The sequence below is a fragment of the Paenibacillus artemisiicola genome (genome assembly GCF_017652985.1).
Lineage (GTDB): Bacteria > Bacillota > Bacilli > Paenibacillales > Paenibacillaceae > Paenibacillus_Z > Paenibacillus_Z artemisiicola.
Genome location: NZ_JAGGDJ010000033.1, coordinates 1 through 24824, shown reverse-complemented (window position 1 = coordinate 24824; position 24824 = coordinate 1). Strand labels below are relative to the sequence as shown.

Below are 24824 nucleotides of genomic sequence, written 5' to 3'. Positions count from 1 at the left end.
GCGATGATACCAACGCTCTTGCTCCGACCGGGCCGGATCGGCTCGCTGGCGCTCGACCATCGGATGCTGATGGGGGCGATGCACCTCGGCATCGAAGGAGACCGCTCGCAGCTCGGGCAGCTCGCGGCTTTCTACGAGGAGCGGGTGCGCGGCGGCGCGGCGCTCATCGTCACGGGCCATGCCGCCGTCCTGCCCGAAGGCGGGGGGCACGGCATGTACGACCTGACCGCGGCGGACCATCGCGAGCAGCTGCGCGAGCTGGCGGGCCGGATCCGCGCGGCGGGCGGCAAGCTCGCCCTGCAGCTGACGCATACCGGCCGGTACGCCCGCGGCGAAGAGACCGGGCTCGCGCCGCGGGCGCCGAGCGCGATCGCTTCGCGGCTGACGCGCGAGACGCCGGAAGCCTTGACGCTCGCGGACATTGCGCGCGTGCAGGAGGCGTTCGCCGAGGGCGCGGCGTTCGCGCGGGACGCGGGGTTCCACGCGATCGAGATCATGGGCTCCGAAGGCTATCTGCTGAACGAATTCATGTCGCCGCTCACGAACGCGCGGGATGACGGCTATGGCGGCACGCTCGAGGGACGCATCCGGATGAGCGCCGAGGTCGTCGCGCGGATCCGGGAGCGGGTCGGGCGCGAGTTTCCCGTCATCTTCCGCATGTCCGGCGACGACTGCATGGACGGCAGCACGACGCCTGCGGAGACGCTGGCGCTCGCCCGGGCGCTGGAGCGCAGCGGGGCCGACGCGCTGAACGTCGGCATCGGCTGGCACGAATCGCGGCTGCCGACCGTCGGGGCGACGGTGCCGGCCGGGGCGTTCGCGCACATCGTCGGCGCCGTCCGCGGCGCGGTCGGCATCCCGGTCATCGGGGCGAACCGCCTTCATACGCCGGAGGCGGCCGAGCAGGCGCTCGCCCGGGGCGACATGGATTTCGTCGCGCCGGCTAGACCGTGGCTCGCCGACCCCGAGTTCGCGCGGAAGATCCTGCAGGCCGACCGCGACGGGCTGAACGTCTGCCTGGCCTGCAACCAGGCCTGCCTCGACCGGGCGTTCGCGCGCAAGACGGTGGGCTGCCTGGTGAACCCGCGGGCCGGCAGGGAGGCGGAGCCGTTCGTCCGCGCGGCCGCGCCGCTGACGGTCGCCGTCGTCGGCGGCGGGGTCGCAGGGCTGCAGGCGGCCAAGACGGCCGCGGAGCGGGGCCACGCCGTCACGCTGTTCGAGGCGCGCGAGAGGCTCGGCGGGCAATTCCTGCTCGCCTCGCGGATTCCCGGCAAGGCCGTGTTCCGCGAGACGCTGCGCTATTATACGGTGGCGCTGCAGCGGCTCGGCGTCGACGTGCGCACGAACGTGTCGCCGTCCGCGGACGAGCTGCGGGCGTTCGACCGGGTCGTCGTCGCCACGGGCGTGCAGCCGCACGTGCCGGAGACGCTGGCGGGCGCGGATCTGCCGCTGGTGTGCACGTACGCGGAGCTGCTGGCCGGCGGGCGGCCGCTCGGGCGGCGCATCGTCATCGTGGGCGGCGGCGGCATCGGCAGCGACGTCGCCCATTACATCGCCGAGACGGCGGCGCTCCGGCCGGACGTGCACGCGTTCTTCGCGGAGCGCGGCTATGCGGCCGCGCCGGCCCAGGCGGCCCCGGTGCGCATCACGCTCGTGTCGCGTTCGGAGAAGGTGGCCAAGGGCGTCGGGGTGACGACGCGCTGGGTGCTGCTCGAGGAGCTGAAGCGGCGGGGCGTCGACGTGCTGAAGGGCTATCGCTGCCGCGCCGTCGTCCCCGGCGGCGTCTGGGTGGAGAACGACGTGGAGGAACGGTTCCTGGAGGCGGATCAGGTCGTGCTGTGCACGGGCCAGCGGTCGCGCACGGAGTGGATGGGCCTGCTGGGGGAGGGCGACCGGCGGCCGGACGTGGTCGGCGGCGCCAGCGACGCGGCGGAGCTGAACGCCGCGCGCGCGATCCGGCAGGCGTACGAGATCGCCATGACCTTGTAGGAATAGCGGGCAAGATCGAAAACGAGTGCGAGAGGACGGATAGCAGTGACGGAATCGTTTAAAGGCAAGAAGGTGCTGATTACGGGCAGCTCGCGGGGCATCGGACGGGCGACCGCCCTCGCGTTCGCGAAGGCGGGCGCGGACGTCGCCATCCATTACCGGCGGGACGAGGACGCCGCGCGGGAGACGGCCGAGGAAGCGCGCCGCTGCGGCGGGCAGGTGCTCGTCTGCAAGGCGGAGCTGGAGTCGTCGGCGGAGATCGACGCCATGTTCGACATGATCGCGAGCGAATGGGGCGCGCTCGACGTCTTCATGGCGAACGCGGCGGCGACCGCGTTCAAGCCGATCATGGAGACGAAGGATTACCACGTCGACCGGACGTACCAGGTCATCGTGAAGAGCGTGCTGCACGCGGTCCAGCGCGCGGTGCCGCTCATGGAAGGCCGGCCGGGGCGGATCATCACCGTGTCCAGCCTGGGCAGCCAGTTCACGCTGCCGAACTACTCCAACATCGGCTCGGCCAAGGCGGCGCTGGAATCGCTGACCCGCTACCTGGGCGCGGAGCTCGGCCCGAAGGGCATCACGAGCAACGCCATCTCGCCCGGCGTCGTCGAGACGGACTCCGTGCGGTTCTACGCCAAGGAGCGCTTCGAGACGTTCAAAGCGAACGTGACGCGCCGCACCCCGCTCGGCCGGCTGACGCAGCCGGAGGACGTCTCCGGCGTCGCGCTGTTCCTGGCGAGCGAGGCGGCCGGCTTCATCACGGGCCAGATCATCTCCGTCGACGGTGGCCTGACGCTGATCTCGTACGACATCGACGGGAATTGACGGCGGGCGCGAGGCCGTTCCGAAGGTTCGGACCCCGTCTAATCGGCAAGAAAAAGGAGCTGCGTCGGCGCAGCTCCTTTTTCTTGCGATGCGAGGATGGGCAGGGGGACGGACCGAGAACGGGTTACCCGTGCCGCGGCGCCCACAGCATGATCGACACGCCGATCAGGCAGACCGCCGCGCCGAGGCAATCGTACAGGTCGGGCGCCTTGCGGTCGACGAGCCAGCCCCACAGCACCGCAAGCGCGACGAAGACGCCGCCGTACGCGGCATAGACCCGCCCGAACGAGGGGAAGCTTTGAAAAGTCGGAAGGATGCCGTACAGCACGAGGACGAGGCTGCCGGCGATGCCGAACCAGAGCGGCTTGGCGTCCTTGAGCCACAGCCAGACGAGATAGCCGCCGCCGATCTCCGCGAGACCGGCCAAGATGAACAAAACGATGGCGATGAACATGAATGGGCTCCTCTCCCCGTCGTGGGACGTGTAATGGGAAGCTTCGGCCGGAGTACGCGGCACGGATCTACCGAGAAGAACGGTACCCGGTACGGTACGACGGGAAAATCACGCGCTGGCGCCTATGTAGGGTACCTCGTACGGTACAGGAGCGCGAAATCGTGGTTTCGTGCCGATGAGCGGTACCACGTACGGTACATGAGCGGAAAATCACGCACCGGCGCCGATGTACGGTACCACGTACGGTACATGAGCGCGAAATCGCGGCTTCGTGCCGAAGAACGGTACCACGTACGGTACATGATCGCAAAGTCGTGGCTCAGCGCTGATGAACGTCACCTAGTACGGTACATAAGTAGAATACTACGTACTAACTCCAAAAAGCAGCCCATCGGACACAACCGTAATGAGCAGAAGCGGCGGCAGGGGCGCAGCCCCGAACGCGCGAAGAAGAGCGACTTCGGTGCGCAGCGCCACGGGAGCGCTTCTCGCGCGTTCGGGACGGAGTCCGAGTCCTCCGCCGCCTTTGGCAGCGCCACGGGAGCCCTTCTCGCGCGTTCGGGAGCCCATGCCCTCCGCCGTCATTGGTGCGCAGCGCCACAAGAGTGCTTCTCGCGTACCCTCCGCCGCAAAAAAAGAGGCTTGACGTATCCGCCGCCTCAAGCTATCATAGCCAAAGACTAACTAACGTTCGTTAGGCTGGTATGTCCGCACCGCACGCGAAGCATACTCGCCCTTGCATGGATAAAGGAGGAATCCCATGACCGCCAAGAGCATCAAGCAAGCCGCCCTGACGCTGTTCGCGGAATCGGGGTACGAGGGCGTCTCCCTGTCGGAGATCGCCAAATCCGTCGGCATCAAGACGCCGTCGATCTACGCGCATTTCGAGTCCAAGGAGCAGCTCTTCCTCGAGCTGCTGGAGGACGCCGTGCACGAGGAGAGCGGCAAGTTCGTGCAGTTGCTCGCCGGCATGGCGGACCGGCCGCCGCTGGAGCGGTTCTATGCCGCGTTTCGTTTTCTCACCGACCTGGACGGCCTGACGAAGGGCCAATCGTTCCTCAAGCGGACGATGCTCATGCCGCCGCGCAATCTCGAGGACCGGCTGCGCACGGCATTCATCGCCTACGAGCATGTCTTTACCGTGCCCATGCAGCGGCTGCTTCATGAGTACGCCGGGCCGGGCGGCTTCGGCGAGGAGCAGGCGGAACGTCTGCTCGCGCTCTTTTACGCCTTGGCGGACGGACTGCTGGTGGAACATAAATTGTACGATACCGAGCTGTACCGGCGCCGCCAGACGCTGGTCTGGGGCTGTCTGCAGGAAGCGCTCCGGCTGGCGCAGTCGGAAAGGAAGGGGTGACGCATCATGGCATGGCTGTATTTGCTGATCGCGGGCGGGCTGGAGGTCGCTTGGGCCTACGGGCTGCAGGAATCGGAGGGCTTCACGAAATGGCTGCCGAGCGTCGTCACGGTCGCGCTTCTGGCGGCCAGCTTCTTCTGCTTCGCCAAGGCGATGAAGCGCGTCGAGATCGGCACGGCGTACGCGGTGTTCACGGGCATCGGTTCGGTCGGCACCGTGATTGTGTCCATCGCGGTGCTGGATGAGCCGGTGAACGTGCCGAAGCTGCTGTTCATCGCGCTGCTCGTCGGCGGCATCGTCGGCCTGAAGGTCGTGTCCGGGCGGACGGAAGCCGAGGAAGCGGCTTCCCGGCCGAAAGCGATGGCCGACGCGGAAACGGCCGCGGACTGAAACGCAAGCGCGAAAAAGAAAAGGGGGGATCGGCCGTGTCATGGCTGTTTTTGTTGCTGTCGGGACTCGGGGAAGTCGGGGGCGTCACGGGCATGAAGCTGTCGAACGGCTTCAAGAACTGGAGGGGCACGCTGCTCGCCCTGGCCTCGGGGTTCGTCAGCTTCTATTGTTTGTCGCGCGCGCTGCAGGCGATTCCGATCAGCACGGCGTACGCCATCTGGACGGGGATCGGCTCGGTGGGGAGCGTCATCCTCGGCATGCTGCTCTTCGGCGAATCGCGGGACAAACGCAAGCTGCTCTTCATCGGCATGATCATCGTCGGGGTGGCGGGACTCAAAATCGTCGGCGGCGGGCACTGAGGCCTGCCGCTTTTTTTGCGTGCGGACGGGCGCGCAGGGGCGGAACGCGGTGCTGCCGCGGCCGTAACTTTGTTGTTGCTTTTTCGTTACGCTTTTGTAACGCACGCCGCCTTCGATCCGGGTAAGATGAGCATGTAAGCCGACAACGTCACTTGTCCCGACTACTACGAAGAGGTGGATATAGATGAACGCAGCAACGAATACACCAGCTTGGAAAACGTGGGGCAAACTCGCCCTCGCAGGACTCATCACGGCAGGCGCCGTTACGTTCGCGGCCGGCCCTCAAGCCAGCGCGGCGCAAGCTACGGGCGCCGTTCCGGCTAGCCTGAGCGCGCAGACCGGCAGCACGTACATCAAGACGATCTACAGCCTCGCGAAAAAAGGCCAGATTCCGGGTCTGCAGGCCATCGCCGGCAAAACGCCGATTTCCGCGGTCCACTATAAATGGGGCCAGCCCGAGAAGGGCGGCGACCAGAAAGGCAACCATTACGAGCTGTACAACTTCGGCATGGGCCAAGGCGCGTACGGCTTCGGCGTGAACAAAGCCGGCGTCATCTACGACCTGCGCAACTTCGGCCAATCCGTCGACCGGTCGGTCGGCATCAAATCGCTGACGTTCGCGTCCGTCATCCGGACGCTCGGCATGCCGAAGGAAGTGCGCTGGAACGGCACGGACAAAATTTACGTCTACCATCCGTCCGCGATGTACGAGCTGAAATTCGTCGGCCCGGGCACGGTCGTCAAAGGCAAGATCGCGCACATCGACCATATCAACGTCTACTCGGCGAAAGCGGCGGCGCAATAATCCGCTCCCGAGCGCAGCAAAAACACCGTTCCCGAACCGGCGCAGCCGGAGGGAACGGTGTTTTTTGCGTATTCGCCAACCGCCGGCCGCCATGCCGCCCGCGTTATACCCGCACGCCGCCCATCAGCCCGAGCAGCTCCTCCGCCGGGTAGGCGCCGGACAGCGCGTACCGGTTGTTGAAGACGAAGAACGGCACGCCCGTGACCCCGATCTGGCGCGCCCGTCTGAGATCGGCCTCGACCTCGTCGTCGCCTTCGCCGCGCGCAAGCCGCGCTTCAAGCTCGCCGGCATCCAGACCGAGCGAATCGGCGATCGCGAGCAGAGTCGACAGCGCCGTCACGTCCTCGCCGTCTTCGAAATACGCCTTGAACAGCGCTTCGACGGCTTCGTCCTTCCGGTCCTCCGGCAGGAGCGCGACGAAACGGTGCGCGAGGCGCGTGTTCGGCATGTTGCGGGCGCGATCGAACCGGAACGTGAGGCCGACCGCCGCACCCGCCTTCGTGACATGCTCCACGACCCGCTTCAGCGACTCCGGCCCGCCCATCTTGCGCATCATCGCCTCGTCGAAGGCGCGGCCTTCCGGCGGCAAATGGGGATCGAGCTGGTACGCGTGGTAGGCGACGGTGACGGGCTCGTCGTGTTGTTCGGCCCACAGCGCGAGGGCGCGGGACAGGTTCTGCTTCCCGATTCGGCACCAAGGACAAGCGACGTCGGAGTAGAGGTCAATATGCATGCGTTCGCGACAACCTTTCCTTAGTTGAAGTTGACGGCGGCTCGCCCGGTCAAGGGCGCTCGCGCGCGAAAGTTCTCCTTTCATGCTAATGCAGATCGGGGAATCAAGCAAGCCGGGAACGAAGGATGCCAAATGATGCCGGACCGAAGCGGGGCGCCGCGCGCCATGCCGAACACCTCTTGGCGGAAGCCGCCGGCGGCCCGAGAGCCGCCTTCGCCTTCCGCCAAGGGGTGCGTGTGTCAAGGAGCCGCGGCTCCTGTCCGTTCCATGTTTCGTGTCGTTTCGATTTCATGTTCATGTCGTTTCGATTCCACGTATGATGTCGGTTCAATAGAACGATTTGTTCACCGCGCCGCCTCTCGCGGCGGGACCCGTCGAGCACCAGTAGCTGATTCGCTTGTGCACGTCGAGCAGCGTCAGCCGGTGGCCGTGCTTGGCGCCGGTGTCGATGCCGATCTTGCCCTCGCCGAACCAGAGCTTGCCCGGTCTCGCGCCGAGCTTGAAGGTCGGCGTATGGCCGAAGACGACGGTATAATCGGTGTCGTTCGGGTGATTCAGGAAATCGTCGCGGATTTCGGTCAAATCCACGAGCGTCTGGCCGTGCAGGCCGACGCCCGGCCGGATGCCGGCGTGGACGAACAGATAGCCGTCCTCCATCCGGTAGCGGGGGAGGCTCCGAATCCAGCCGCTCCATTCCGCCGCTTCCGCCGCCGGCAAATGCGAATAATCGTATTGCCGGAGCAGCTTCAGCTCGTGGTTGCCCAGCAGCGCGCACGCGCCTTGCCGAACGAGCGCGCGGATGTAGCTCAGCGTGCCGTAGGTGCCGGGATAAGCGGCGTCGATATAGTCGCCCAGCAGAATCAAGCGGTCGCGGGAAGGATCGTATTCGGCGGCGGCGAGCAGCTGCCGGAGTCCTTCCTCGCAGCCATGGATGTCGGAGATGGCCAGCAAGCGTGTCGGTGCGATCGCGTTAGAGGACACTACCATCTTCTTCCTTTCTCTCTCTCTAATCCGCCTCCGGGTACAGGAAAGCGGAAACCTCCGGAATGGTCAGCCACCGCCGGCTGCCCGGCTCGAGCGGGCCTTCGTGCAGGAGGTACAGCCGCTGCCCGCAGTCGGATTCGATTTTGCAGCGCCAGCGCTTGCCTTCGAACAGGCTGTTCAGAACGGTCACCGGCAAGCCGTTCGGCAGCTCCCGGGACGGATCCGCCTCGTCCAGCGCCGTCAGCTCGGCGTCCTCCGGGCGGAACAGCAGCTCCGCGCGGGGGTCGTCCGGCAGCCCGGCGCCGCGCGGGAACATGCCGCGGACGGGGCGGCCGCCGCCGGGCAGACGCAGCGCGGCCGCGCCGTCCGGCAGCACCGCCGGCTCGCCCTTCAGGCTGTTGATGCCGCCGAGCAGCGAGCAGACCCACCGGCTTGCCGGCCGGTTGTAGCATTCTTCGGGCGAGCCGATCTGATCGATCTGCCCGCTGCGCATGATGAGCAGGCGGTCCGCCATCGCGAACGCCTCCTCGGGGTCGTGCGTCACGTGGAAGACGCTCGTGCCGAGCTTGCGGAACAGCTCCGCCATCTCCGTGCGCATCTCGACGCGCAGGCGCATGTCGAGGTTGGACAGCGGCTCGTCGAGCAGCAGCAGCTGCGGCCGCGTGGCGAGCGCCCGGGCGATGGCGACGCGCTGCTGCTGGCCGCCGGAGAGCTCGGGCGGCAGCCGTTTCTCCAGGCCGCCGAGCCGGAGCAGCGCCAGCAGCTCGCCGACCGTACGGTCGATGTCGGCCCGGGCCATCCGCTTGCGCTTCAAGCCGTAGGCGATGTTCTCGTAGACGGACAGGTGCGGCCACAGCGCGTAATCCTGGAATACCATGTTGACGCCGCGTTTCTCCGGCGCCAGCATCGTGCGGGAGGAGGCGATGACCGCGCCGTTCAGCAGCAGCTCGCCGCCGTCCGGCCGGAGCAGGCCGGCGACGAGCTGCAGCAGCGTCGACTTGCCGCAGCCCGAAGGGCCGAGCACGCTGATGATTTCGCCGGGCTGCATGTCGAACGAGATGCCCTTCAAGGCTTGGAACGCGCCGTAGCTGCGGCTCAGGAACCGGGCCGAAAGCAGCGGCGCCTCGGACGGCGCGGGCTGCGCGGCGGCGGCTCGATGCGGCGCCGGCACGCGTTCGCGAGCGGCGGCCGCGGATGATGCGGATGATGCGGATGGGGTCATGCTTTAACCTCCTTGCGCCGGAGCAGCAGCTCCAGTCCGAGAATGATCGCGATGACCACGACGGAGCCGAACACCGTCGCGGCCGAAGCGTAGCCGAATTTCAAGTCCTCGAACGCCTTGTTGATGGACACCGGCAGCGTCAGGAAATTCGGCGGGAATAGAATCGAGTTGACGGCGAGGTCGAACACGCCCGAGCCGAACGCCGCCAGCGCCGCCGAGAGCAGCGCGCCGCGGATGAGCGGCACGAGAATGACGCGGATCCGGCCGAAGAACGAACCGCCGTACAGCTGGGCCGCCGTCAGCAGCTGGGCGGGCACCTTCGCCATGGCGCCGACCAGCATCCGCGTGATGATCGGAATCGCGCCGGCGACCGAGGCGAGCACCAGAATCCACGGCGTGCCGTACAGCAGCAGGCCGACCTTCTCGAGCCACGGCTGGTTCCAGACGAAGATGTAGCCGATGCCGAGCACGACGCCCGGCACGGCGAGCGTCAGGATGGAGATCGTCTCGACGAACCGCTTGAAGCGGAAGTTCGAGTACGTCAGGACGTAGGCGACGCCGAGGCCGATCAGGAGCGCCAGCACGGCCGCGCCGGCCGCGATGAGCAGGGAGTGGCCGAGCCCCTTCAGCAGCTGCTGGCCGTCCGCGAACAGCGCCGCGTAATTGCCGAAGGTCCAGTTGCTCGGCTTGATGCCGCCGCTCGCGGTTTTCGCGAAGGACGTCCAGACGTTCGTCCCGATCGGGATGCCCAGGATGACGAGCAGCAGCAACGCGTTGCCCGCCGCCAGCGGCAGCTTGAGCCGGCCGGCAGGCTGCGGCACCAGCCGCTCGGCGCGGCCCGTTAGGAAGTCGAACCGCGAGCGGCGCATCGCGTAGAACTGCAGCGTCATCGCCGCGCCGATCAGCACGACGAGGTAGAACGACAGCACCCCGGCCATGTCGAACCGGATCGGCGACGTGTAGATCGCCGAGTAGATGGAATACGGCAGCGTCGGAAACCGGTATACGGCCGAGATCGAGGCCGGCAGCCCGAAGTCGCCGATCGTATCCATGAACACGAGAGCCGCGCCCGCCAGGAAGGCCGGCAGCAGCAGCGGCGCCTGGACCGTCCGCCAGGCGGTGAACGGCGAAGCGCCGCTCAGCCGCGCGGCCTGCGACAGCGAATCGACCTTCCACTCCATGGCGGAGTAGACGCTGAGATACGCGAGCGGGAACTTGCTGAGCGTCATGACCGCGATCAGGCCGGCGGGGCTGAAGATGAACGCGTTCACCCAATGCGCGCCGAAGACGGAGGCCGCGAGACCGTTCGGCGAAGCGAACATGACCCAGCCCTGCGACAGGATGAACGACGGCGTGATGAGCAGCACCCAGACGGCGGCGTCGAGCAGCTTGGCCGTCGGGAACGCCCGGCTTGCGCGGGTCATCGCCAGCGCGCCGCCGAGCGCCGTCGCGAGAATCGTCGTCCCGGACGCGAGCACGAGGGAGTTTTGCAGCGACTTCTGCCACAGCGGCCGCTCGGCGATTTCGAACAGAATGCGCCAGTCGCCGGGCTTCAGGCTTCCGAAAAAGATGCCGGGGAGCAGCACCTGAACGATGACTGCTCCCAGCGGGAAAAGCACGAGTATGAACAACAGCAGCGTTATCGGCCATCCGAGACGGCCGTCCGTGGAGCGGGCGAACATTACTTCACCGACTGGTCGGAGAACCACTGCTTGATGGTTGCTTCGTTATCGGCGGCCCAATCCGCCTTCGCCACGACGAGCTTCGCGTTCGCTTGGCGGTCGGCTTTCGCCTGGACGCCGGTCACGGACGGCTCGAAGTAGCTTTCGTCGCCTTTGTCGATCAAGGCTTGCTGCGTCTTCGGATCGAGCAGGAACTCGACGAACGCTTTCGCCGCGTCCGCGTTCTTCGTGTCCTTCTGGATGGCGGCCACGCGGACGGAGCCCGGAGCGCCTTCTTCCGGCCAGACGATTTCGATCGGGTCGCCTTGCGTCTTCATGACGTACGCGTTGCTCTCCTGCAGCGCCGCGACTTTGATCTCGCCGCCCTTGAGCGCTTCGACGACGTTCGGGTTTTTCGGGTAGACGTGCAGGCCGTTCTTCATCAGCGCGCTGAAGTAGTCCTTGCCGGCGTCCATGCCTTTGTCTTGGAAGAACCACGAGACGAACGGGTAAGCCGGCGCCGCGACGGCCGGGTCGGCCATGCCGATTTGGCCCTTGTACTTGGCGTTCGCGAAGTCCGCCCACGTTTTCGGCGCGTCCTCGGCTTTGATTTCGTTCTTGTTGTAGACGATAACGCCGGCGGCGTGCGTGCCGGTCGGGTAGAAGGCGCCGTCCGCGGGCACGAAGGATTTGGAGAAGTCCGTCAAGCCGGAAGCGTTCGCCGGCGTCCAGCCGGTGAGCAGCTCGCCCTGCTTGTCCAAGCCGTTGATCGACGGCATGGAATCCATCCAGACGACGTCCCAGTGCGGGTTGCCCTTCTCGGCTTCGATGCGGGACATGATTTCCGCGCCGTTGCCGCTGACGATATCCAGCTTGTAGCCCGTTTGCTCCTCGAACATCGGTTTGACGATGTCGTCGAAATCGTTCAGGTAGACGGTCAGCGTGCCTTTGCCGCCCGTTGCCGCGTCGGCCGCCGCATCGGCCGGCTGGTTGCCGGCGTTCGCCGCGCCGTTCGCCGCCGCGTCGTTCGTGCCGCCTGCCGCATTCGTGCCGCTTGCCGCGTTCGTCGTCGTATCCGCCGCGTTGCCGCCGTTCGCGTCGTTGTTGCTTTGGCTGCACGCCGTCGAGACGATCGACAGCAGCAGCAGCGTGGCTGCCATTCCCAACTTGCCGTTCATGCTTTTCATATGGTTCTTCTCTCCTCCGTCAAATGGTCTATGTCCAATTTAGGGGAGAAGTATCAGACGAACGTTAACGGCACGTCTAGTTTTTATGAAGTGTCATCTATATATATTGATATAAACATAGATGTCATCTATATTAAGCGGAGAGAGCGCGGCAACTGCCGAAACGAAAGAAGGGACGAGGGACATGAACGTGCAGCAGCTGCGGGTATTCGTGGAGGTATGCGGCGGCGGGACGCTGCAGGAGGCGGCGGCGAAGCTCGGGTTGAAGCAGCCGACGGTGAGCTTTCATTTGCGGAAGCTGGAGGAGGAGCTCGGCGTCAAGCTGTTCCACAAGCCCGCGCGGAGCCTCTTTCCGACCGAGAACGCGGCCGACCTGCTGCCGTACGCAAGGCGGATCGTATCGCTGATGGAGGACGTGGAGGCGATGATGGAGGAGCGTCGGGACAAAGGCGAGGGCAAGTTGAAGCTCGGCGCGAGCTATACGCCGGCGACGTATTTCCTGCCGCCGTACATGGCCGAATTCGGCCGGCGGCACCCCAGGACCCGCATCCAGCTCACCGTCAAGAAAGCGGGCAGCCTGCTGGAGATGCTGCGCAAGTACGAGATCGACGCCGCCGTCGTCTCGCTGCCGTCGGATCATCTGGACGGGCTGGTGATGGAGAAGCTGCTCGAGGACGAGCTCAAGCTGATGTTCTCCCCGGCGCATCCGCTCGCGCGGCGCGAGGAGCTGACCGCGGCGGAGCTGCAGGCGCAGACGTTCTTGCTGCACGAGGACGGCTCGACGTCGCGCAAGCTTACGGACGAGTGGGCGGCCGGCATCGGCCTCGTCTGGGAGTCCTTCATGGAGCTCGGGGCGATCGAGACGATCAAGGAAGCGGTGAAATGCAACATCGGGGTCGGCGTCCTGCCGAAGCGGAGCGTGCTGCGCGAAGCGGAATCCGGAGAGCTCGTCATGCGGGACCTGCCGCGGCACGCGAACCGGCGGCACATCTGCCTCGTGTACCGGAAGGAAGAGCAGATCTCCCGGCAGGTTCGCGCGTTCATCCAATACCTGCTGCACGAGCGGGGCGCGGCGGCGTTCGCGGTGCCCGGCTGAGCAGGCCGGAAGGCGGAGCATCGCGCGGGGGAACGATGAAGGAGTCGGAACGCGCCGCGGTATGCCGGAAGAAATCCCGGCGAAGATGGTTCCGTTGCCGGTCCATCGGGCAATGATGGTAACAGGGACGGACGAGACCGGAAGGAGGCGGGCGAAAATGATCGACATCGGCTTGTGCGGCTGGGGCGACCATTCGGAACTGTACCGCGAGGCGGGCGCGTCGCGCGGCAAGCTGCCGGTTTACGCGCAATGGTTTCGGGTAGTAGAAGTAGACAGTACCTTTTACGCGATTCAGGCGGCCTCCGTCCTGGAAAAATGGGCGAACGAGACGCCGGCGGACTTTCGGTTCGTGATCAAAGCCTACCAGGGCATGACCGGCCACGACCGCGGCGGACGAGGCGGACGCCGGCCGTACGAGAGCGACGAGGCGATGTTCGCGGCGTTCCTCGAGGCGATCGCGCCGATACGCGCGGCCGGCAAGCTGCTGGCCGTGCTCTTCCAGTACCCGCCGTGGTTCGACTGCACGCGTCGGAGCGTCGAGATTCTGCGCGCCGCCAAAGCCCGCATGGGCGATACGCCCTGCGCGCTGGAATTCCGCCACCAAAGCTGGTATGCGGACGGCATGACGGAGAAGACGCTCGCCTTCGCCCGGCGCGAGGGCTGGATCCATACCGTCTGCGACGAGCCGCAGGCCGGCGCCGGATCGATTCCGGTCGTGGAGGCGGCGACGGACGACGCGATGACGATCGTGCGGTTTCACGGGCGCAACGCGGACGGCTGGGTGACGGCGGGGCGTCCGGATTGGCGGGACGTGCGTTATCTGTATCGCTATGATGAAGCGGAGCTGACCGAGTGGGCGGCGCGCCTGCGGCGGCTGGAGCGGCTGTCGCGCGAGGTGTGCGTGCTGTTCAACAACAACTCCGGCGGGGATGCCGCCGACAACGCCCTGCAGCTGATGGCCATGCTCGGCCAGCTCCCGCCGCGGGGCAGCTTCGCGCTCGCGCCGCCCAAGGAAGCGCCGGAACAGCTGAAGCTGTTCGACCTCGAATAGAACCGGCCGCTTATCTGCAAAATAATCGGGTAACCGCCGTTGACAGTTTCAACTGTAACTGATATGATTACAGTACAAAGCGGGGTGACCTTCCACCATGAACAGCGAATTTACGATTGCCGTCCACAGTTTGGTTTACTTGGCGCACGTGCCGGAACGCATGGCTTCGAGCGAAGCCATCGCCGAGAACGTGTCGACCAACCCGGCCCGCATCCGGAAAGTGATGAGCTGCTTGAAGCGGGGCGGTTACGTCGATACGCGCGAAGGCGCGGGCGGCGGGTACCGGCTGACGCTGGATCCGGCGGTCGTCAATTTGGCCGACATCTATCGGCTCATGGCCCAAGGCTCCGTTATTCCGAGCTGGTGCTCGGGCGATCCGGATATGGATTGCGTCGTCGGCTCCAACATGCGGGAAGTCATGGATGGGATTTTCTGCAAGGCGGAGAAGCAGCTGGAGGCTTATTTCGGCGGAATCACGATTTCCGGTGTCTTGAGCCAGATCAAGGAATGCAGCGACTGTTAGCTTCGGTGAGACGGGTTATCCCTTCCCATAGCTTCGAACTTATCTGTAGAAAGGATGATTGACCATGGCAAACGTATTGACGAAAGACAACTTCAACCAAAGCATCGAGAGCGGCGTCACGCTCGTCGACTTCTGGGCCCCTTGGTGCGGACCTTGCAAAATGCAGCTTCCGATCGTCGAGGAGCTGTCCTCCGAGCTCGCCGGCACGGCGAACATCGGCAAAATCAACGTCGACGAGGAGCCTGAACTGGCTTCCCAATTCGGCGTCATGTCGATCCCGACGCTGATCCTGTTCAAGGACGGCCAACCGGTCGACAAAATGGTCGGCTTGCAGTCGAAGGATTCGCTGAAGTCGAAAATCCAAAACCAAATCTGAGGCTCCGGTTTTGCGATGGATGCTCCCGTGGTGCTCCGCACCAAAGTCGCATCCATTCGCAATACCTGCGCGCGGAATGGTTTGGGGGCTTAGGCCCCCCTCCCCCCTTGGGTGGGGGCTCGCCGGCCCGGGATTCGGGGCGAGACGAAGGATTGCTCCCGTGGTGCTTCGCACCAAGGTCGCTCTCCTTCGTCTCGCCCCGTTTTCGCGTGGGCCGGCTTCGCTGGGGGCTGCGCCGGCGGGCGGGTCGGCTGCGCCGCCCGCCCGGGCGCTGCGCGCCCCGGCTCGCCGCGTCTCATTTCACTCGACTGCCTCGCCAACATCCGGCCGCTGCGCGTCCCGGCTCACCACCCTCGTTGCACTCGGTTATCTCGCCAACAGCCCGGGCGCTGCGCGTCCCGGCTCACCGCGTCTCGTGTCCCTCGACTGCCTCGCCAACAGCCCGGCCGCTGCGCGTCCCGGCTCACCGCCCTCGTTGTACTCGGTTATCTCGCCAACTGCCTGGCCGCTGTGCGTCCCGGCTCACCGCCCTCGTTGTACTCGGTTATCTCGCCAACTGCCTGGCCGCTGTGCGTCCCGGCTCACCGCGTCTCATTTCCCTCGACTGCCTCGCCAACTACCCGGCCGCTGCGCGTCCCGGCTCACCGCCCTCGTTGCACTCGGTTGTCTCGCCAACAGCCTAGCCGCTGCGCGTCCCGATTTAATACTTTCGTAATCTTTTCGTTCTTCTTCGGTTACCTTCTTGGGCTATGCTGGCGGGGAGGCAAGGCGGAGTTCGCTTCCCGCCCGAGGAGAGGTATACTAGGAATAACAAGCGGCTTGGGCGGAAGGAGGCGGCGAGGTGAACGGGACGATCGTGATCGCGGACGACGAGAGCAACATTACCGACGTGTGCCGGCGCTATTTGGAGCGGGAAGGCTACCGGGTGCTCGTCGCGCAGGACGGGGAGGAGGCGCTTCGGCTGTGGGAGGCGCACGATCCGGATCTGCTCGTGCTGGACGTAATGATGCCGCGCGTCGACGGGTGGCAGGTGTGCGAGACGGTGCGGGCGCGCAGCGACGTGCCGGTCGTGCTGCTGACGGCGCGCGGCGAGGAGCCGGACCGGCTGCTGGGCTTGACGATGGGCGCCGACGATTATATCACGAAGCCGTTCAGTCCGCGGGAGCTGGTGCTGCGCGTGGGCAATATTTTGCGGCGCGTCGGGCGGTCCGCCGGCGGGGCGGCTCGCGGGGCTTCGAGCGGCGTCTCTGCGGAAGCGCAGCGGCCGGCCGGCGTGCTGGCGTTCGAGGGCTTGGCGATCTACCCGGCGGAGCGCCGGGTGGCGGTCGACGGGGCCGACGCGGAGCTGACGGTGAAGGAATTCGACCTGCTGCTGACGCTGGCGAGTTCGCCGGGGCGCGTGTTTTCGCGCAGCCAGCTGCTGAGCCTGATCTGGGACATCGGCTTCGAGGGCGACACGACGACGGTGACGGTCCATATCCGGCGGCTGCGCGAGAAGCTGGAGCCGGCGCCCTCCGAGCCGCGCTGGATCAAGACGGTTTGGGGCATCGGCTACAAGTTCGACGCCAAGGGGCAGCCATGAGGCTGCGCGTGTATTTGCTGCTTGCCAACGCGGTGAGCCTTCTGCTGATCGTCGTCATTCTCGTCTGTTTGTATCAATACATGCTGCTGTCGGAGCGGCAGCTGATCTGGCTTACGCTCGCCTCGCTCGGCGCGGGGCTGCTGTCCGCGCTGCTGCATTTCCTGCTCGTGCGGCCGGTCGAGGCGGCCGTCCGGCAGGTCGGCGAGGGCTCGGCGCGCATCGCGGACGGCGATCTCGGCGCGCGGGTGCCGCTCGTCGGGCCGGCGGAGCTGAAGACGCTCGCCGGGCAGTTCAACGAGATGGGCGGCCGGCTGGAGGCGAGCTTCCGGCAGCTGCAGGCGGCGGAGGCGGCACGGCGCGAGCTCGTCGCGAACCTGGCGCACGACCTGCGCACGCCGCTCGCGTCGCTGCAGGCCTACGCGGAGGCGCTGGAGGACGATATCGTGCCGGATGAGCCGACGAAGCGCCGCTACATGGCGACGATCCGCGGCGAGAGCATCCGGCTCGGGACGCTGATCCGCCAATTGTTCGAGATCAGCACGCTGGACGCCGCGAAGCGGCCCCTGCCCGAATCGCTGGCGGACATGGCGCGGACCGATTCCGTTCCGTGCGTCCTCGAGGACGTGCTCGTGGAGCTGCTCCCGCGCTTCGCGCCGTCGCTCGACGCGAGAGGGCTAAGACTGCGCGTGTCGCTGCCGGACGTGCCGCTCGTCTGCGGCCTCGCTTCGGAATCGCTGGCGCGGATCCTGCAAAACCTGCTCGAGAACGCGGTTCGGCACTCCCCCGCGGGCGGCTTGATCCGCATCGCGGGGGAGCCGGCCGACGGGGGCATGGTGCGCGTGAGCGTCGCCGACGAAGGCGCGGGCGTGCGGGAAGCGGACCGCGAGCGGATCTTCGAGCGGTTCTACCGCGCGGACCGCGCGCGCGGCCGAGACGGCGGGGGCGCGGGGCTCGGCCTCGCGATCGCCAAGTCGCTCGCGGAGCAGGCCGGCGGCCGCATCGGCGTCCAGCGCGGGGACGCCGCCGCTCCGGAAGCGGGGGCGGGACCGGGCAGCGCGTTCTGGTTCACGGTGCCGGCCGGCCGCGGCGATCCGGCGGGCGGCGCGCGCGCGGACGCGCGAAAGGCTCGAACCGAAATCGCGGGAACGAACGTTTAATTCATTGGATGCGCATGCTCGTGAAAAGGAGGCCGATCCCATGGCGGAATGGCTGAAGAAGGTGAGAAAGGGCTACGGGCGGAAGCTGGCGGGCCTGCATACGTGGAACGGCTGGATCGTCGTCGTGCTGACGTTCACGGGGCTGATTCTGTTCCAGGGGCTGTGGCGGGGCATCTTGGGGGAGGGCCGCGTGCTCATCCGGTACGTCCATATTATCGTGGGCCTCGCGTCGCTCGTCCCGGTGGTCTATTATTTGCTGCTGGCGGGCAAGCATTGGAAGCAGCTGCGGGGCAAGACGGCGCAGCGGGCCAATGTCGTCATCGTGCTGGCGCTGCTCGTCGGCTGGCTGCTCTCGGGGCTGGTGTTGTGGCAGTTCCGGCTCGTCGGACCGCGCGCAGCGGGCAATGCGCTATGGATTCACGACCTGCTGACATGGGTCGGCCTGCCGTACATCATCTATCATTCCGTCACGCGGTTGAAATGGCTCAAGGAGCCGCATCGCCGCACGGTCAAGACGGGGCGGGAGGGCGAAACCATGGCGGGCGGCGTGCATCCCGCGGCGCAGCCCGCCGCCGTCATGTCGCGCGCGACGTTCATCAAGACGGCGGTGGGCGCCGGCATCGCGATCGCGATCGGCCCGTCCTTCCTGAAGTGGCTCGGCGGCCAGCTGAGCGCCGGCACGAATTATGAGGAAGCGGTCGCGACGGACGCCAACAAGCTGTTCCCTGCGCCGGCGCCGCTGCCCGCCTCGAGCCCGCCGATCGGAGGCGGGAGCAAGGGCGAATTCCGCATATACACGGTGACGCCGATTCCGCATTTCGATAATACGACCTTCTCGTTCACGATCGACGGGCTGGTGGAGCGCAAGCAGCAGTGGAACTGGGAGCAGTTCGTGGCCCTGAAGCGCCAGGTGCAGGTGAGCGATTTCCACTGCGTGACGGGCTGGTCGGTCTACGGCAACACGTGGGAAGGCATCAAGCTGAAGGATTTTCTGCAGCTGGCGGGCGTGAAGCCGGGCGCGAAGACGGTCAAGTTCTACTCCGGCGACGGGGTGTACACGGACGCGCTGACGCTGGATCAGGCGAGCATGGACGACGTCCTCGTCGCGGTCATGCATGACGGCAAGCCGATTCCGAGCGATCTCGGCGGGCCTGTCCGGCTCGTCGTGCCGAAGATGTACGCGTACAAGTCCGTGAAGTGGCTGAACCGCATCGAGCTGATCGACGGCGATCATATCGGCTACTGGGAGCAGCGCGGCTACTCGAACGACGCTTGGGTGTAGGGCGAAGCGAGCGACGGCGTTGCAAGGATGTCAAGAGCCCGGCGCGGCGATGCGCCGGGCTTTTCGTTGTCCGGCGGCATTCGCGGCCATAGCGGAAAAGAGAAACATTTCCGCGCGAAACGCGTTTGACATTCACGTTGCGTAAAGGTGTAGAGTGAAGGTGTCGGGAGGCGAGAACATGGAATACACCGTGCAAAAGCTGGGCAGGCTCGCGGGCGTCAGCACGCGGACGCTGCGGTTTTACGACGAGATCGGCATCCTGAAGCCGGCCAGGACGAACTCGTCGGGGTACCGGATATACGGCCAGGCGGAGGTCGACAAGCTGCAGCAGATCTTGTTTTACCGCGAGCTCGGCGTCAATCTGGACAGCATCAAGGCGATCGTGAACGATCCGTCGTTCGACGGCGCGGCGGCCCTGCGACGGCATCGGGAACAGCTTCTCGATAAACGAAACCGGCTCGATGCGCTCATTGCGAACGTGGAGAAGACGATCGCATCGGCCGAAGGAGGAACGGACATGAGTGATCAGGAGAAGTTCGAAGGCTTCAAGCAGCGGATGATCGACGAGAACGAACGGAAATACGGCAAGGAAGCGCGGGAGAAATACGGCGACGACGCCGTGAACCGCTCGAACGCGAAGCTGAAAGGCATGACGCGGGAGCAGCACGAAGAGGTGAACCGGCTGACGCAGGAAGTGACGGACACGCTCGCGGAAGCGTTCGCGGCGGGCGATCCGGCGGGCGCGCTCGCCCAGAAGGCGGCGGACCTGCACCGGCAGTGGCTGACGTTCCACTGGGACGGCTACAGCAAGGAGGCGCACGCCAATCTGGCCCAAATGTACGTGGACGACGACCGCTTCAAGGCGTATTATGACGCCAAGCAGCCGGGCACGGCGGAATTTCTGCGCGACGCGATTCGGATCTATACCGGCGCGGATGCCGGCGAATAGAAGCCGCGATAAAGGCGCGGACAGGAACCGTGAAAAGAAGCGTGAATAGTTTCGAACAGAGATTGCGAATAGAGGCTTCAACTTAGAGGCTTCAACCCTAGAGGCTTCAACCCTAGAGGCTTCAATCAGAGGCTTCAATTAGAGATTTTAATCAGAGGCTTCGATTAGAGTAGAGGCTGCGAATAAGAGCTGCGAATAAAAGCCGCGCTTAGGAGCGGCGAGCGGAAGCCATGAACGGCAATAAAAAGACGAGGGAATGGATAAACGGCGAAAGGTGCCTCCCGCGGAAGCGGGAAGGCACCTTTTTCGAGCGCGCCGCGCCGGAGACGGCGCGCAGGCGGCACGTTCGTGCGCGTGCCGAACGAAGCCGCCCGGCTGCGGGCCTCCGGCCGGTATCGGCTCATGCCGGCCGCCGCTTCAGCGTTTACTTGTCCGTTTTCTTCTTCACGCTGCTGTAATTGGTGACGGACTTGGCGTCCTCGAGAACGTCGTTGACGAAAGCCATGTCCTGGTTTTTCGCCTTCATGTGCGTCGTGCCCTTGTAGTTGCCTTCGTGCGTTTTGTTTTCCATGGCGACGATCACCTCCAAGACGTAGTATGCGCGCCCGGCGGCCGGGCCATGCGAACCGCCGCAGGGCGGTACATGGATACGGGCGATCGCCGGAACCGGCGGCGATTTTAAATTTCCGTTAAATCCCCCATTGCGACAACTTTCGACATTCTTGATCCGATATACTGGGCTAATATGTCTATTTATGGCATTCGGAAACGATGATCGACGATATCGGGAGGCTTTCGGACCATGAACCATTGCATGTTTTGCGGACAACCCTTTTACGACGGCGATGCGCATGTCTGCGCGGAGACGTCGGGCTTCGACAAGCCCGCCCGGCAGGACGGCGGCGGCTGGAAAGCGGCCGTCGGGGCCGCCAAGCGGACGGATTACCGGCGAATGCTGGAGCTGCTCCGCAACCCGCAGCTGGCCGAAGAGCTCGAGCCGGGCAGGGACTGGATCTACGGCGCGGCCGGCCTTGCGGCGGCGATGCTCGGCTTCCTCCTGTGGGGCTGGATGGCCGGGACGAGAATCGAAGCGATGCTGGACGGGCTGTTCGGCGGCTTCGCCGGTCTGGCGGATATGACCGGGGCCTCGGGCGCGATCCGATCGCTGCTCACGGGCAAGCTGTTCCGGTTGGCCTTGATCTCGCTCGTATCCCTCTTCCTCGCGCTGTGGCTCGCGGGCAGCTGGCTGGGCGCGCGCAGACCGCCGCTCCGGGCGCTGCTGACCGTCATCGGCGGCTCGCAGTACCTGTTCGCCGTCGCTTTCGTCGCGGCGGGCCTGTTGGCGTTCGCCGACCTGCGCATCTCCTTCTTCATCCTCGCCGTCGCGCTGCTGACGGCGCTGGCGACGAACGTCGCGGCCGGCATGGAACTGGCCGGCGTTCCCAGGAGCCGCCGGTTCGCCTTCGCGGGCTGCGCGATCGCGGCCTACGCGGCGCTGATGACGTTCCTGTCGTTCCCGGCGATGTAGGCCGCCCGCTGGCGGAAAGTTCCGGCCGTCCCGCCGCGCGCATCGGGGCAAACAACCTTTCAATCCCGCGGCGCATCGGGTATAATGGCGTGAGATTGTTTATTACGGAACAGGGGTGTACGGCAATGGCTTTGAAGGCTGGAATCGTCGGCTTGCCGAACGTGGGCAAATCGACGCTGTTTAACGCAATCACGCAAGCGGGCGCGGAGTCCGCGAACTATCCGTTCTGCACGATCGACCCGAACGTCGGCGTCGTCGAAGTGCCGGACGAGCGTTTGGATAAATTGACGGAGCTGGTCGTGCCGAACCGCACGGTGCCGACCGCTTTCGAATTCATCGACATCGCGGGCATCGTCAAGGGCGCGAGCAAGGGCGAGGGGCTCGGCAACAAGTTCCTGGCGCATATCCGCGAGGTCGACGCCATCGTGCACGTGGTTCGCTGCTTCCAGGACGAGAATATCACGCACGTCTCGGGCAAGGTGGACCCGATCGGCGATATCAACACGATCAACCTGGAGCTGATCCTGGCGGACATCGATTCCGTCGACCGCAAGATCGAGCGTTCCCGCAAAAACCTCAAGGGCGGCGACAAGAAGGTCGCCCTCGAGGTCGAGACGCTGGAGCGCGTCAAAGAAGCGCTCTACAACGACATGCCGGCGCGCAGCATCGAGCTGTCGGACGAGGAGAAGCTCGTGATCCGCGACCTGCACCTGCTCACGATGAAGCCGGTGCTGTACGCGGCGAACGTCAGCGAAGCCGAAGCGGCGAATTCCGAGGGCAACGGCTTCGTCGAGCTCGTGCGCGAGTTCGCGAAGGCGGAGGGCGCGGAAGTCGTGCCGATCAGCGCGAAGGTGGAGTCGGAGATCGCGGAGCTCGAAGGCGAGGAGCAGGAGATGTTCCTGCAGGAGCTCGGCCTGACGGAGTCCGGCCTGAACCGGTTGATCCGCGCGGCTTACAAGCTGCTCGGCCTGTACACGTACTTCACGGCCGGCGTGCAGGAAGTGCGCGCCTGGACGATCCGCCAAGGCATGAAGGCGCCGCAGGCGGCGGGCGTCATCCATACCGACTTCGAGCGCGGCTTCATCCGCGCGGAGGTCGTCTCCTACGACGATCTCGTCGCGGCCGGCTCGATGAACGCGGCCAAGGAGCGCGGCCAGCTGCGTCTCGAAGGCAAAGAATACGTCGTGCAGGACGGCGACGTCATGCATTTCCGTTTCAACGTTTAGCGGATACGGGGAAGAAGGACTCGGGCAGCCGGGTCCTTTTCGGCGTGGACGCCCGCGTGAATGCCGGTCATCCAGAATTGTCACGTTTATGGAATGCCGCGCGATATGATATACTAAGAAGAAGACGAAGGTTTGGATTTTATTCTAAAAACCATTTATTGAGGTGAATGACAGTGTTGGACCGTTTACAGGCACTCGCCGACCGGTACGAGAAGCTGAGCGAGCTGTTGTGCGATCCGGACGTGGCCAGCGATCCGAAGAAACTTCGCGACTACTCCAAGGAGCAGTCCGATTTGCAGCCCGTTTACGCGGCATATAACGAATACAAGCAAGTAACCGAGCAGCTCGAAGACGCGAAGGTCATGCAGAACGAGAAGCTCGACGACGACATGCGCGAAATGGTCAAGATGGAGATCGACGAGCTGAGCGAGCGCCGGACGGAGCTGGAAGCCGAGATTCAAGTGCTCCTGCTGCCGAAGGACCCGAACGACGACAAGAACGTCATCGTCGAGATCCGCGGCGCGGCCGGGGGCGACGAAGCGGCGCTGTTCGCGTCGGATCTGTACCGCATGTACATGAAGTTCGCGGACGCCCAAGGCTGGCGCGTGGAGCTGATGGAGTCCAACGAGAGCGATCTCGGCGGCTTCAAGGAGGTCATCTTTATGGTGACGGGCAAAGGCGCGTACAGCAAGCTGAAATACGAGAGCGGCGCTCACCGCGTGCAGCGCATTCCGGTGACGGAATCCGGCGGCCGGATCCACACGTCCACGTCGACGGTGGCCGTCATGCCGGAGGTCGAAGAGGTCGAGGTCGAGATTCTCGACAAAGACATCCGCGTCGACACGTACTGCTCGAGCGGCGCGGGCGGCCAGTCCGTCAACACGACGAAATCCGCCGTGCGCGTGCTGCACGTGCCGACGGGCATCATGGCGCAGTGCCAGGACGGCAAGTCCCAGAACGAGAACAAGGCCAAGGCGCTGCAAGTGCTTCGCGCCCGCATCTCGGATATGAAGCGCCAAGAGGAAGAAGCGAAGTACGCCGGCGAGCGCAAGAGCAAGGTCGGCACGGGCGACCGCAGCGAGCGGATCCGCACGTACAACTACCCGCAGAGCCGGGTGACCGACCACCGCATCGGCCTGACGCTGCACAAGCTCGATTCCGTGCTGAACGGCGACATGGAGGAAATCATCAACGCCCTGACGCTCACGGAGCGGACGGAATTGATGGAGCGGGAAAACCTCGCGTAAGCGCGGGCGATCAGGGATTCGAACGGACGGGAGCTGCCTAACGGCGCTCCCGTTTTTGCCGCTTGGACGGCGGCGCGTAGAATGGGAACGGAAAGAGCAAGCACGGAAAGGGGCGAACAGGATATGGCGGAGCGGGAACAGCGGGCGGCCAAGGGGTCGAGCGGACCGGAAGACGCGGGAGCAGAGCGGGCTCGGGGAGCCGGTCAAGAAGAACGGCCTCCGGGCCTGGGAGACGCGCGGGAGCGGGAGCGCCTAGCGGAAGACGGGCAAGCGGACCGGCGCGACTCGGAAAGCGGACAAGCACGCCATCATGAACCGGAACCGGATCAACGGGTGGCGGGCGCGGTGCCTTCGGCAGCGGACGCAAGCGCCGATGAGTCCGGCTCTCCGCCGAAGAACCTGCCGGAGGGCGCCGGTTGGACGATGTTCAAACCGCTGTCGTCGTTCACGATAGGGGAGGTCTGCCGGTCCGCGGCGGAGAAGCTCCGGGAGCGCAGCCTTCTGGAGCCGCGGAACAACGCGGAGCTGCTCGTGCTGCACGTGCTCGGCCTGGAGCGGGCGCAGCTGCTGCGCGATTGGAACGAACCGTTCCCGGCGGAGCACTGGGAGCGGCTGCAGGCGCTGCTGAAGCGCAAAGCGGCGGGCGAGCCGGTGCAGTATCTGATCGGCGAGCAGTGGTTCTACGGCTTGCCGTTCGCGGTGTCGCCGGCCGTGCTCATTCCGCGGCCGGAGACGGAGCTGCTCGTGGAGGCCGTGCTGGAGGCGGCCGACCGGCTGTGGCCCGCGGCGGCGGGCGAAGCGCCGCTGCCCGTGCCGACGGTCGTCGACGTCGGCACCC

25 protein-coding genes are annotated in these 24824 nt (G+C 65.4%); 18 read left to right on the top strand and 7 right to left on the bottom strand.

Annotated elements, in window-relative coordinates; genetic code table 11:
- The first annotated feature begins 3 nt into the window (after nt 1–3).
- Both I8J29_RS24895 and I8J29_RS24890 read left to right on the top strand, forming a co-directional pair.
- Nucleotides 4–1989, top strand: a complete 1986-nt coding sequence (locus I8J29_RS24895; RefSeq protein ID WP_208850124.1) for an oxidoreductase — start codon at nt 4–6, stop codon at nt 1987–1989.
- Between the two features lie 45 nt (nt 1990–2034).
- Complete coding sequence (locus I8J29_RS24890; RefSeq protein WP_208850123.1) at nt 2035–2817, top strand: SDR family oxidoreductase; 783 nt, start codon at nt 2035–2037, stop codon at nt 2815–2817.
- Between the two features lie 124 nt (nt 2818–2941).
- Here the strand turns inward: I8J29_RS24890 and I8J29_RS24885 are convergent, their stop codons facing one another.
- Nucleotides 2942–3271, bottom strand: a complete 330-nt coding sequence (locus I8J29_RS24885; RefSeq protein WP_208850122.1) for a YnfA family protein — start codon at nt 3269–3271, stop codon at nt 2942–2944.
- Between the two features lie 760 nt (nt 3272–4031).
- Between I8J29_RS24885 and I8J29_RS24880 the strand changes: the two genes are divergently transcribed.
- From I8J29_RS24880 to I8J29_RS24865, 4 genes are all read left to right on the top strand, one after another.
- Nucleotides 4032–4628 (top strand): TetR/AcrR family transcriptional regulator, encoded by a 597-nt coding sequence (locus I8J29_RS24880; protein WP_208850121.1) that lies wholly within the window; start codon nt 4032–4034, stop codon nt 4626–4628.
- 6 nt (nt 4629–4634) lie between these two features.
- Entirely contained in the window at nt 4635–5018 is a 384-nt protein-coding gene (locus I8J29_RS24875; protein ID WP_208850120.1) for a DMT family transporter, read from the top strand.
- Between the two features lie 35 nt (nt 5019–5053).
- Nucleotides 5054–5377, top strand: coding sequence for a DMT family transporter (locus I8J29_RS24870; RefSeq protein WP_090642476.1), 324 nt, complete (start codon nt 5054–5056; stop codon nt 5375–5377).
- Between the two features lie 184 nt (nt 5378–5561).
- Nucleotides 5562–6182 carry a YjgB family protein gene (locus tag I8J29_RS24865; RefSeq protein ID WP_208850119.1) on the top strand — a complete coding sequence of 207 codons (621 nt, stop codon included), beginning with the start codon at nt 5562–5564 and terminating at the stop codon, nt 6180–6182.
- A 103-nt stretch (nt 6183–6285) separates the two neighbouring features.
- Here I8J29_RS24865 and I8J29_RS24860 read toward each other — a convergent pair whose 3' ends face one another.
- From I8J29_RS24860 to I8J29_RS24840, 5 genes are all read right to left on the bottom strand, one after another.
- Complete coding sequence (locus I8J29_RS24860; RefSeq protein ID WP_208850118.1) at nt 6286–6915, bottom strand: DsbA family oxidoreductase; 630 nt, start codon at nt 6913–6915, stop codon at nt 6286–6288.
- 327 nt (nt 6916–7242) lie between these two features.
- A complete protein-coding gene (locus I8J29_RS24855) occupies nt 7243–7902 on the bottom strand; it encodes a metallophosphoesterase (RefSeq protein WP_208850117.1) in 660 nt (219 codons plus the stop codon).
- A 19-nt stretch (nt 7903–7921) separates the two neighbouring features.
- Nucleotides 7922–9121, bottom strand: a complete 1200-nt coding sequence (locus I8J29_RS24850; protein ID WP_208850116.1) for an ABC transporter ATP-binding protein — start codon at nt 9119–9121, stop codon at nt 7922–7924.
- Entirely contained in the window at nt 9118–10803 is a 1686-nt protein-coding gene (locus tag I8J29_RS24845; protein WP_208850115.1) for an ABC transporter permease, read from the bottom strand. Before I8J29_RS24845 ends, I8J29_RS24850 begins: the two co-directional genes overlap by 4 nt.
- Nucleotides 10803–11969 carry an ABC transporter substrate-binding protein gene (locus I8J29_RS24840; RefSeq protein WP_240546470.1) on the bottom strand — a complete coding sequence of 389 codons (1167 nt, stop codon included), beginning with the start codon at nt 11967–11969 and terminating at the stop codon, nt 10803–10805. Before I8J29_RS24840 ends, I8J29_RS24845 begins: the two co-directional genes overlap by 1 nt.
- A 184-nt stretch (nt 11970–12153) precedes the next feature.
- Between I8J29_RS24840 and I8J29_RS24835 the strand changes: the two genes are divergently transcribed.
- From I8J29_RS24835 to I8J29_RS24800, 8 genes are all read left to right on the top strand, one after another.
- Nucleotides 12154–13065 (top strand): LysR family transcriptional regulator, encoded by a 912-nt coding sequence (locus I8J29_RS24835; protein ID WP_208850114.1) that lies wholly within the window; start codon nt 12154–12156, stop codon nt 13063–13065.
- A 157-nt stretch (nt 13066–13222) separates the two neighbouring features.
- Nucleotides 13223–14116 carry a DUF72 domain-containing protein gene (locus I8J29_RS24830; RefSeq protein ID WP_208850113.1) on the top strand — a complete coding sequence of 298 codons (894 nt, stop codon included), beginning with the start codon at nt 13223–13225 and terminating at the stop codon, nt 14114–14116.
- Nucleotides 14117–14213: 97 nt separating this feature from the next.
- A complete protein-coding gene (locus I8J29_RS24825; RefSeq protein ID WP_090642487.1) occupies nt 14214–14639 on the top strand; it encodes an RrF2 family transcriptional regulator in 426 nt (141 codons plus the stop codon).
- A gap of 64 nt (nt 14640–14703) precedes the next feature.
- The gene (gene trxA, locus I8J29_RS24820; protein WP_208850112.1) at nt 14704–15015 is read left to right on the top strand and encodes a thioredoxin; all 312 of its coding nucleotides are present in this window, start codon (nt 14704–14706) and stop codon (nt 15013–15015) included.
- A gap of 841 nt (nt 15016–15856) precedes the next feature.
- Nucleotides 15857–16597 (top strand): response regulator transcription factor, encoded by a 741-nt coding sequence (locus tag I8J29_RS24815; RefSeq protein WP_208850111.1) that lies wholly within the window; start codon nt 15857–15859, stop codon nt 16595–16597.
- Nucleotides 16594–17754, top strand: a complete 1161-nt coding sequence (locus tag I8J29_RS24810) for a HAMP domain-containing sensor histidine kinase (protein ID WP_208850110.1) — start codon at nt 16594–16596, stop codon at nt 17752–17754. The genes I8J29_RS24815 and I8J29_RS24810 overlap by 4 nt, the downstream gene beginning before the upstream one ends.
- Before the next feature lie 40 nt (nt 17755–17794).
- Nucleotides 17795–19036: a molybdopterin-dependent oxidoreductase gene (locus I8J29_RS24805; RefSeq protein WP_208850109.1), complete on the top strand. Its 1242-nt coding sequence runs from the start codon at nt 17795–17797 to the stop codon at nt 19034–19036.
- A 178-nt stretch (nt 19037–19214) separates the two neighbouring features.
- Nucleotides 19215–19985 (top strand): MerR family transcriptional regulator, encoded by a 771-nt coding sequence (locus I8J29_RS24800; protein ID WP_208850108.1) that lies wholly within the window; start codon nt 19215–19217, stop codon nt 19983–19985.
- A gap of 424 nt (nt 19986–20409) precedes the next feature.
- Here the strand turns inward: I8J29_RS24800 and I8J29_RS24795 are convergent, their stop codons facing one another.
- Nucleotides 20410–20556 carry a hypothetical protein gene (locus I8J29_RS24795; protein WP_177222212.1) on the bottom strand — a complete coding sequence of 49 codons (147 nt, stop codon included), beginning with the start codon at nt 20554–20556 and terminating at the stop codon, nt 20410–20412.
- Nucleotides 20557–20787: 231 nt separating this feature from the next.
- Between I8J29_RS24795 and I8J29_RS24790 the strand changes: the two genes are divergently transcribed.
- The 4 genes from I8J29_RS24790 to I8J29_RS33965 all read left to right on the top strand — a co-directional run.
- Nucleotides 20788–21513, top strand: coding sequence for a hypothetical protein (locus I8J29_RS24790; protein WP_208850107.1), 726 nt, complete (start codon nt 20788–20790; stop codon nt 21511–21513).
- Nucleotides 21514–21638: 125 nt separating this feature from the next.
- Nucleotides 21639–22739: a redox-regulated ATPase YchF gene (gene ychF, locus I8J29_RS24785; RefSeq protein WP_208850106.1), complete on the top strand. Its 1101-nt coding sequence runs from the start codon at nt 21639–21641 to the stop codon at nt 22737–22739.
- Between the two features lie 173 nt (nt 22740–22912).
- The gene (gene prfA, locus I8J29_RS24780) at nt 22913–23986 is read left to right on the top strand and encodes a peptide chain release factor 1 (protein ID WP_090642498.1); all 1074 of its coding nucleotides are present in this window, start codon (nt 22913–22915) and stop codon (nt 23984–23986) included.
- A 123-nt stretch (nt 23987–24109) separates the two neighbouring features.
- Nucleotides 24110–24824, top strand: a 715-nt coding sequence (locus tag I8J29_RS33965) for a N5-glutamine methyltransferase family protein (protein WP_420831156.1), incomplete at its 3' end; no start/stop codon positions are given.

What these genes read in the sequence shown, in the direction of transcription:
- I8J29_RS24830 (WP_208850113.1), top strand. Translation starts at nt 13,223, where the DNA reads ATGATCGACATCGGCTTGTGCGGCTGGGGCGACCATTCGGAACTGTAC.
- I8J29_RS24845 (WP_208850115.1), bottom strand. Translation starts at nt 10,803, where the DNA reads ATGTTCGCCCGCTCCACGGACGGCCGTCTCGGATGGCCGATAACGCTG.
- I8J29_RS24805 (WP_208850109.1), top strand. Translation starts at nt 17,795, where the DNA reads ATGGCGGAATGGCTGAAGAAGGTGAGAAAGGGCTACGGGCGGAAGCTG.
- I8J29_RS24840 (WP_240546470.1), bottom strand. Translation starts at nt 11,969, where the DNA reads ATGAAAAGCATGAACGGCAAGTTGGGAATGGCAGCCACGCTGCTGCTG.
- I8J29_RS24800 (WP_208850108.1), top strand. Translation starts at nt 19,215, where the DNA reads ATGGAATACACCGTGCAAAAGCTGGGCAGGCTCGCGGGCGTCAGCACG.
- I8J29_RS24810 (WP_208850110.1), top strand. Translation starts at nt 16,594, where the DNA reads ATGAGGCTGCGCGTGTATTTGCTGCTTGCCAACGCGGTGAGCCTTCTG.
- ychF (WP_208850106.1), top strand. Translation starts at nt 21,639, where the DNA reads ATGGCTTTGAAGGCTGGAATCGTCGGCTTGCCGAACGTGGGCAAATCG.
- I8J29_RS24825 (WP_090642487.1), top strand. Translation starts at nt 14,214, where the DNA reads ATGAACAGCGAATTTACGATTGCCGTCCACAGTTTGGTTTACTTGGCG.
- I8J29_RS24885 (WP_208850122.1), bottom strand. Translation starts at nt 3,271, where the DNA reads ATGTTCATCGCCATCGTTTTGTTCATCTTGGCCGGTCTCGCGGAGATC.
- I8J29_RS24880 (WP_208850121.1), top strand. Translation starts at nt 4,032, where the DNA reads ATGACCGCCAAGAGCATCAAGCAAGCCGCCCTGACGCTGTTCGCGGAA.
- I8J29_RS24835 (WP_208850114.1), top strand. Translation starts at nt 12,154, where the DNA reads ATGAACGTGCAGCAGCTGCGGGTATTCGTGGAGGTATGCGGCGGCGGG.
- trxA (WP_208850112.1), top strand. Translation starts at nt 14,704, where the DNA reads ATGGCAAACGTATTGACGAAAGACAACTTCAACCAAAGCATCGAGAGC.
- I8J29_RS24860 (WP_208850118.1), bottom strand. Translation starts at nt 6,915, where the DNA reads ATGCATATTGACCTCTACTCCGACGTCGCTTGTCCTTGGTGCCGAATC.
- I8J29_RS24865 (WP_208850119.1), top strand. Translation starts at nt 5,562, where the DNA reads ATGAACGCAGCAACGAATACACCAGCTTGGAAAACGTGGGGCAAACTC.
- I8J29_RS24790 (WP_208850107.1), top strand. Translation starts at nt 20,788, where the DNA reads ATGAACCATTGCATGTTTTGCGGACAACCCTTTTACGACGGCGATGCG.
- I8J29_RS24855 (WP_208850117.1), bottom strand. Translation starts at nt 7,902, where the DNA reads ATGGTAGTGTCCTCTAACGCGATCGCACCGACACGCTTGCTGGCCATC.
- I8J29_RS24875 (WP_208850120.1), top strand. Translation starts at nt 4,635, where the DNA reads ATGGCATGGCTGTATTTGCTGATCGCGGGCGGGCTGGAGGTCGCTTGG.
- I8J29_RS24850 (WP_208850116.1), bottom strand. Translation starts at nt 9,121, where the DNA reads ATGACCCCATCCGCATCATCCGCATCATCCGCGGCCGCCGCTCGCGAA.
- I8J29_RS24895 (WP_208850124.1), top strand. Translation starts at nt 4, where the DNA reads ATGATACCAACGCTCTTGCTCCGACCGGGCCGGATCGGCTCGCTGGCG.
- I8J29_RS24795 (WP_177222212.1), bottom strand. Translation starts at nt 20,556, where the DNA reads ATGGAAAACAAAACGCACGAAGGCAACTACAAGGGCACGACGCACATG.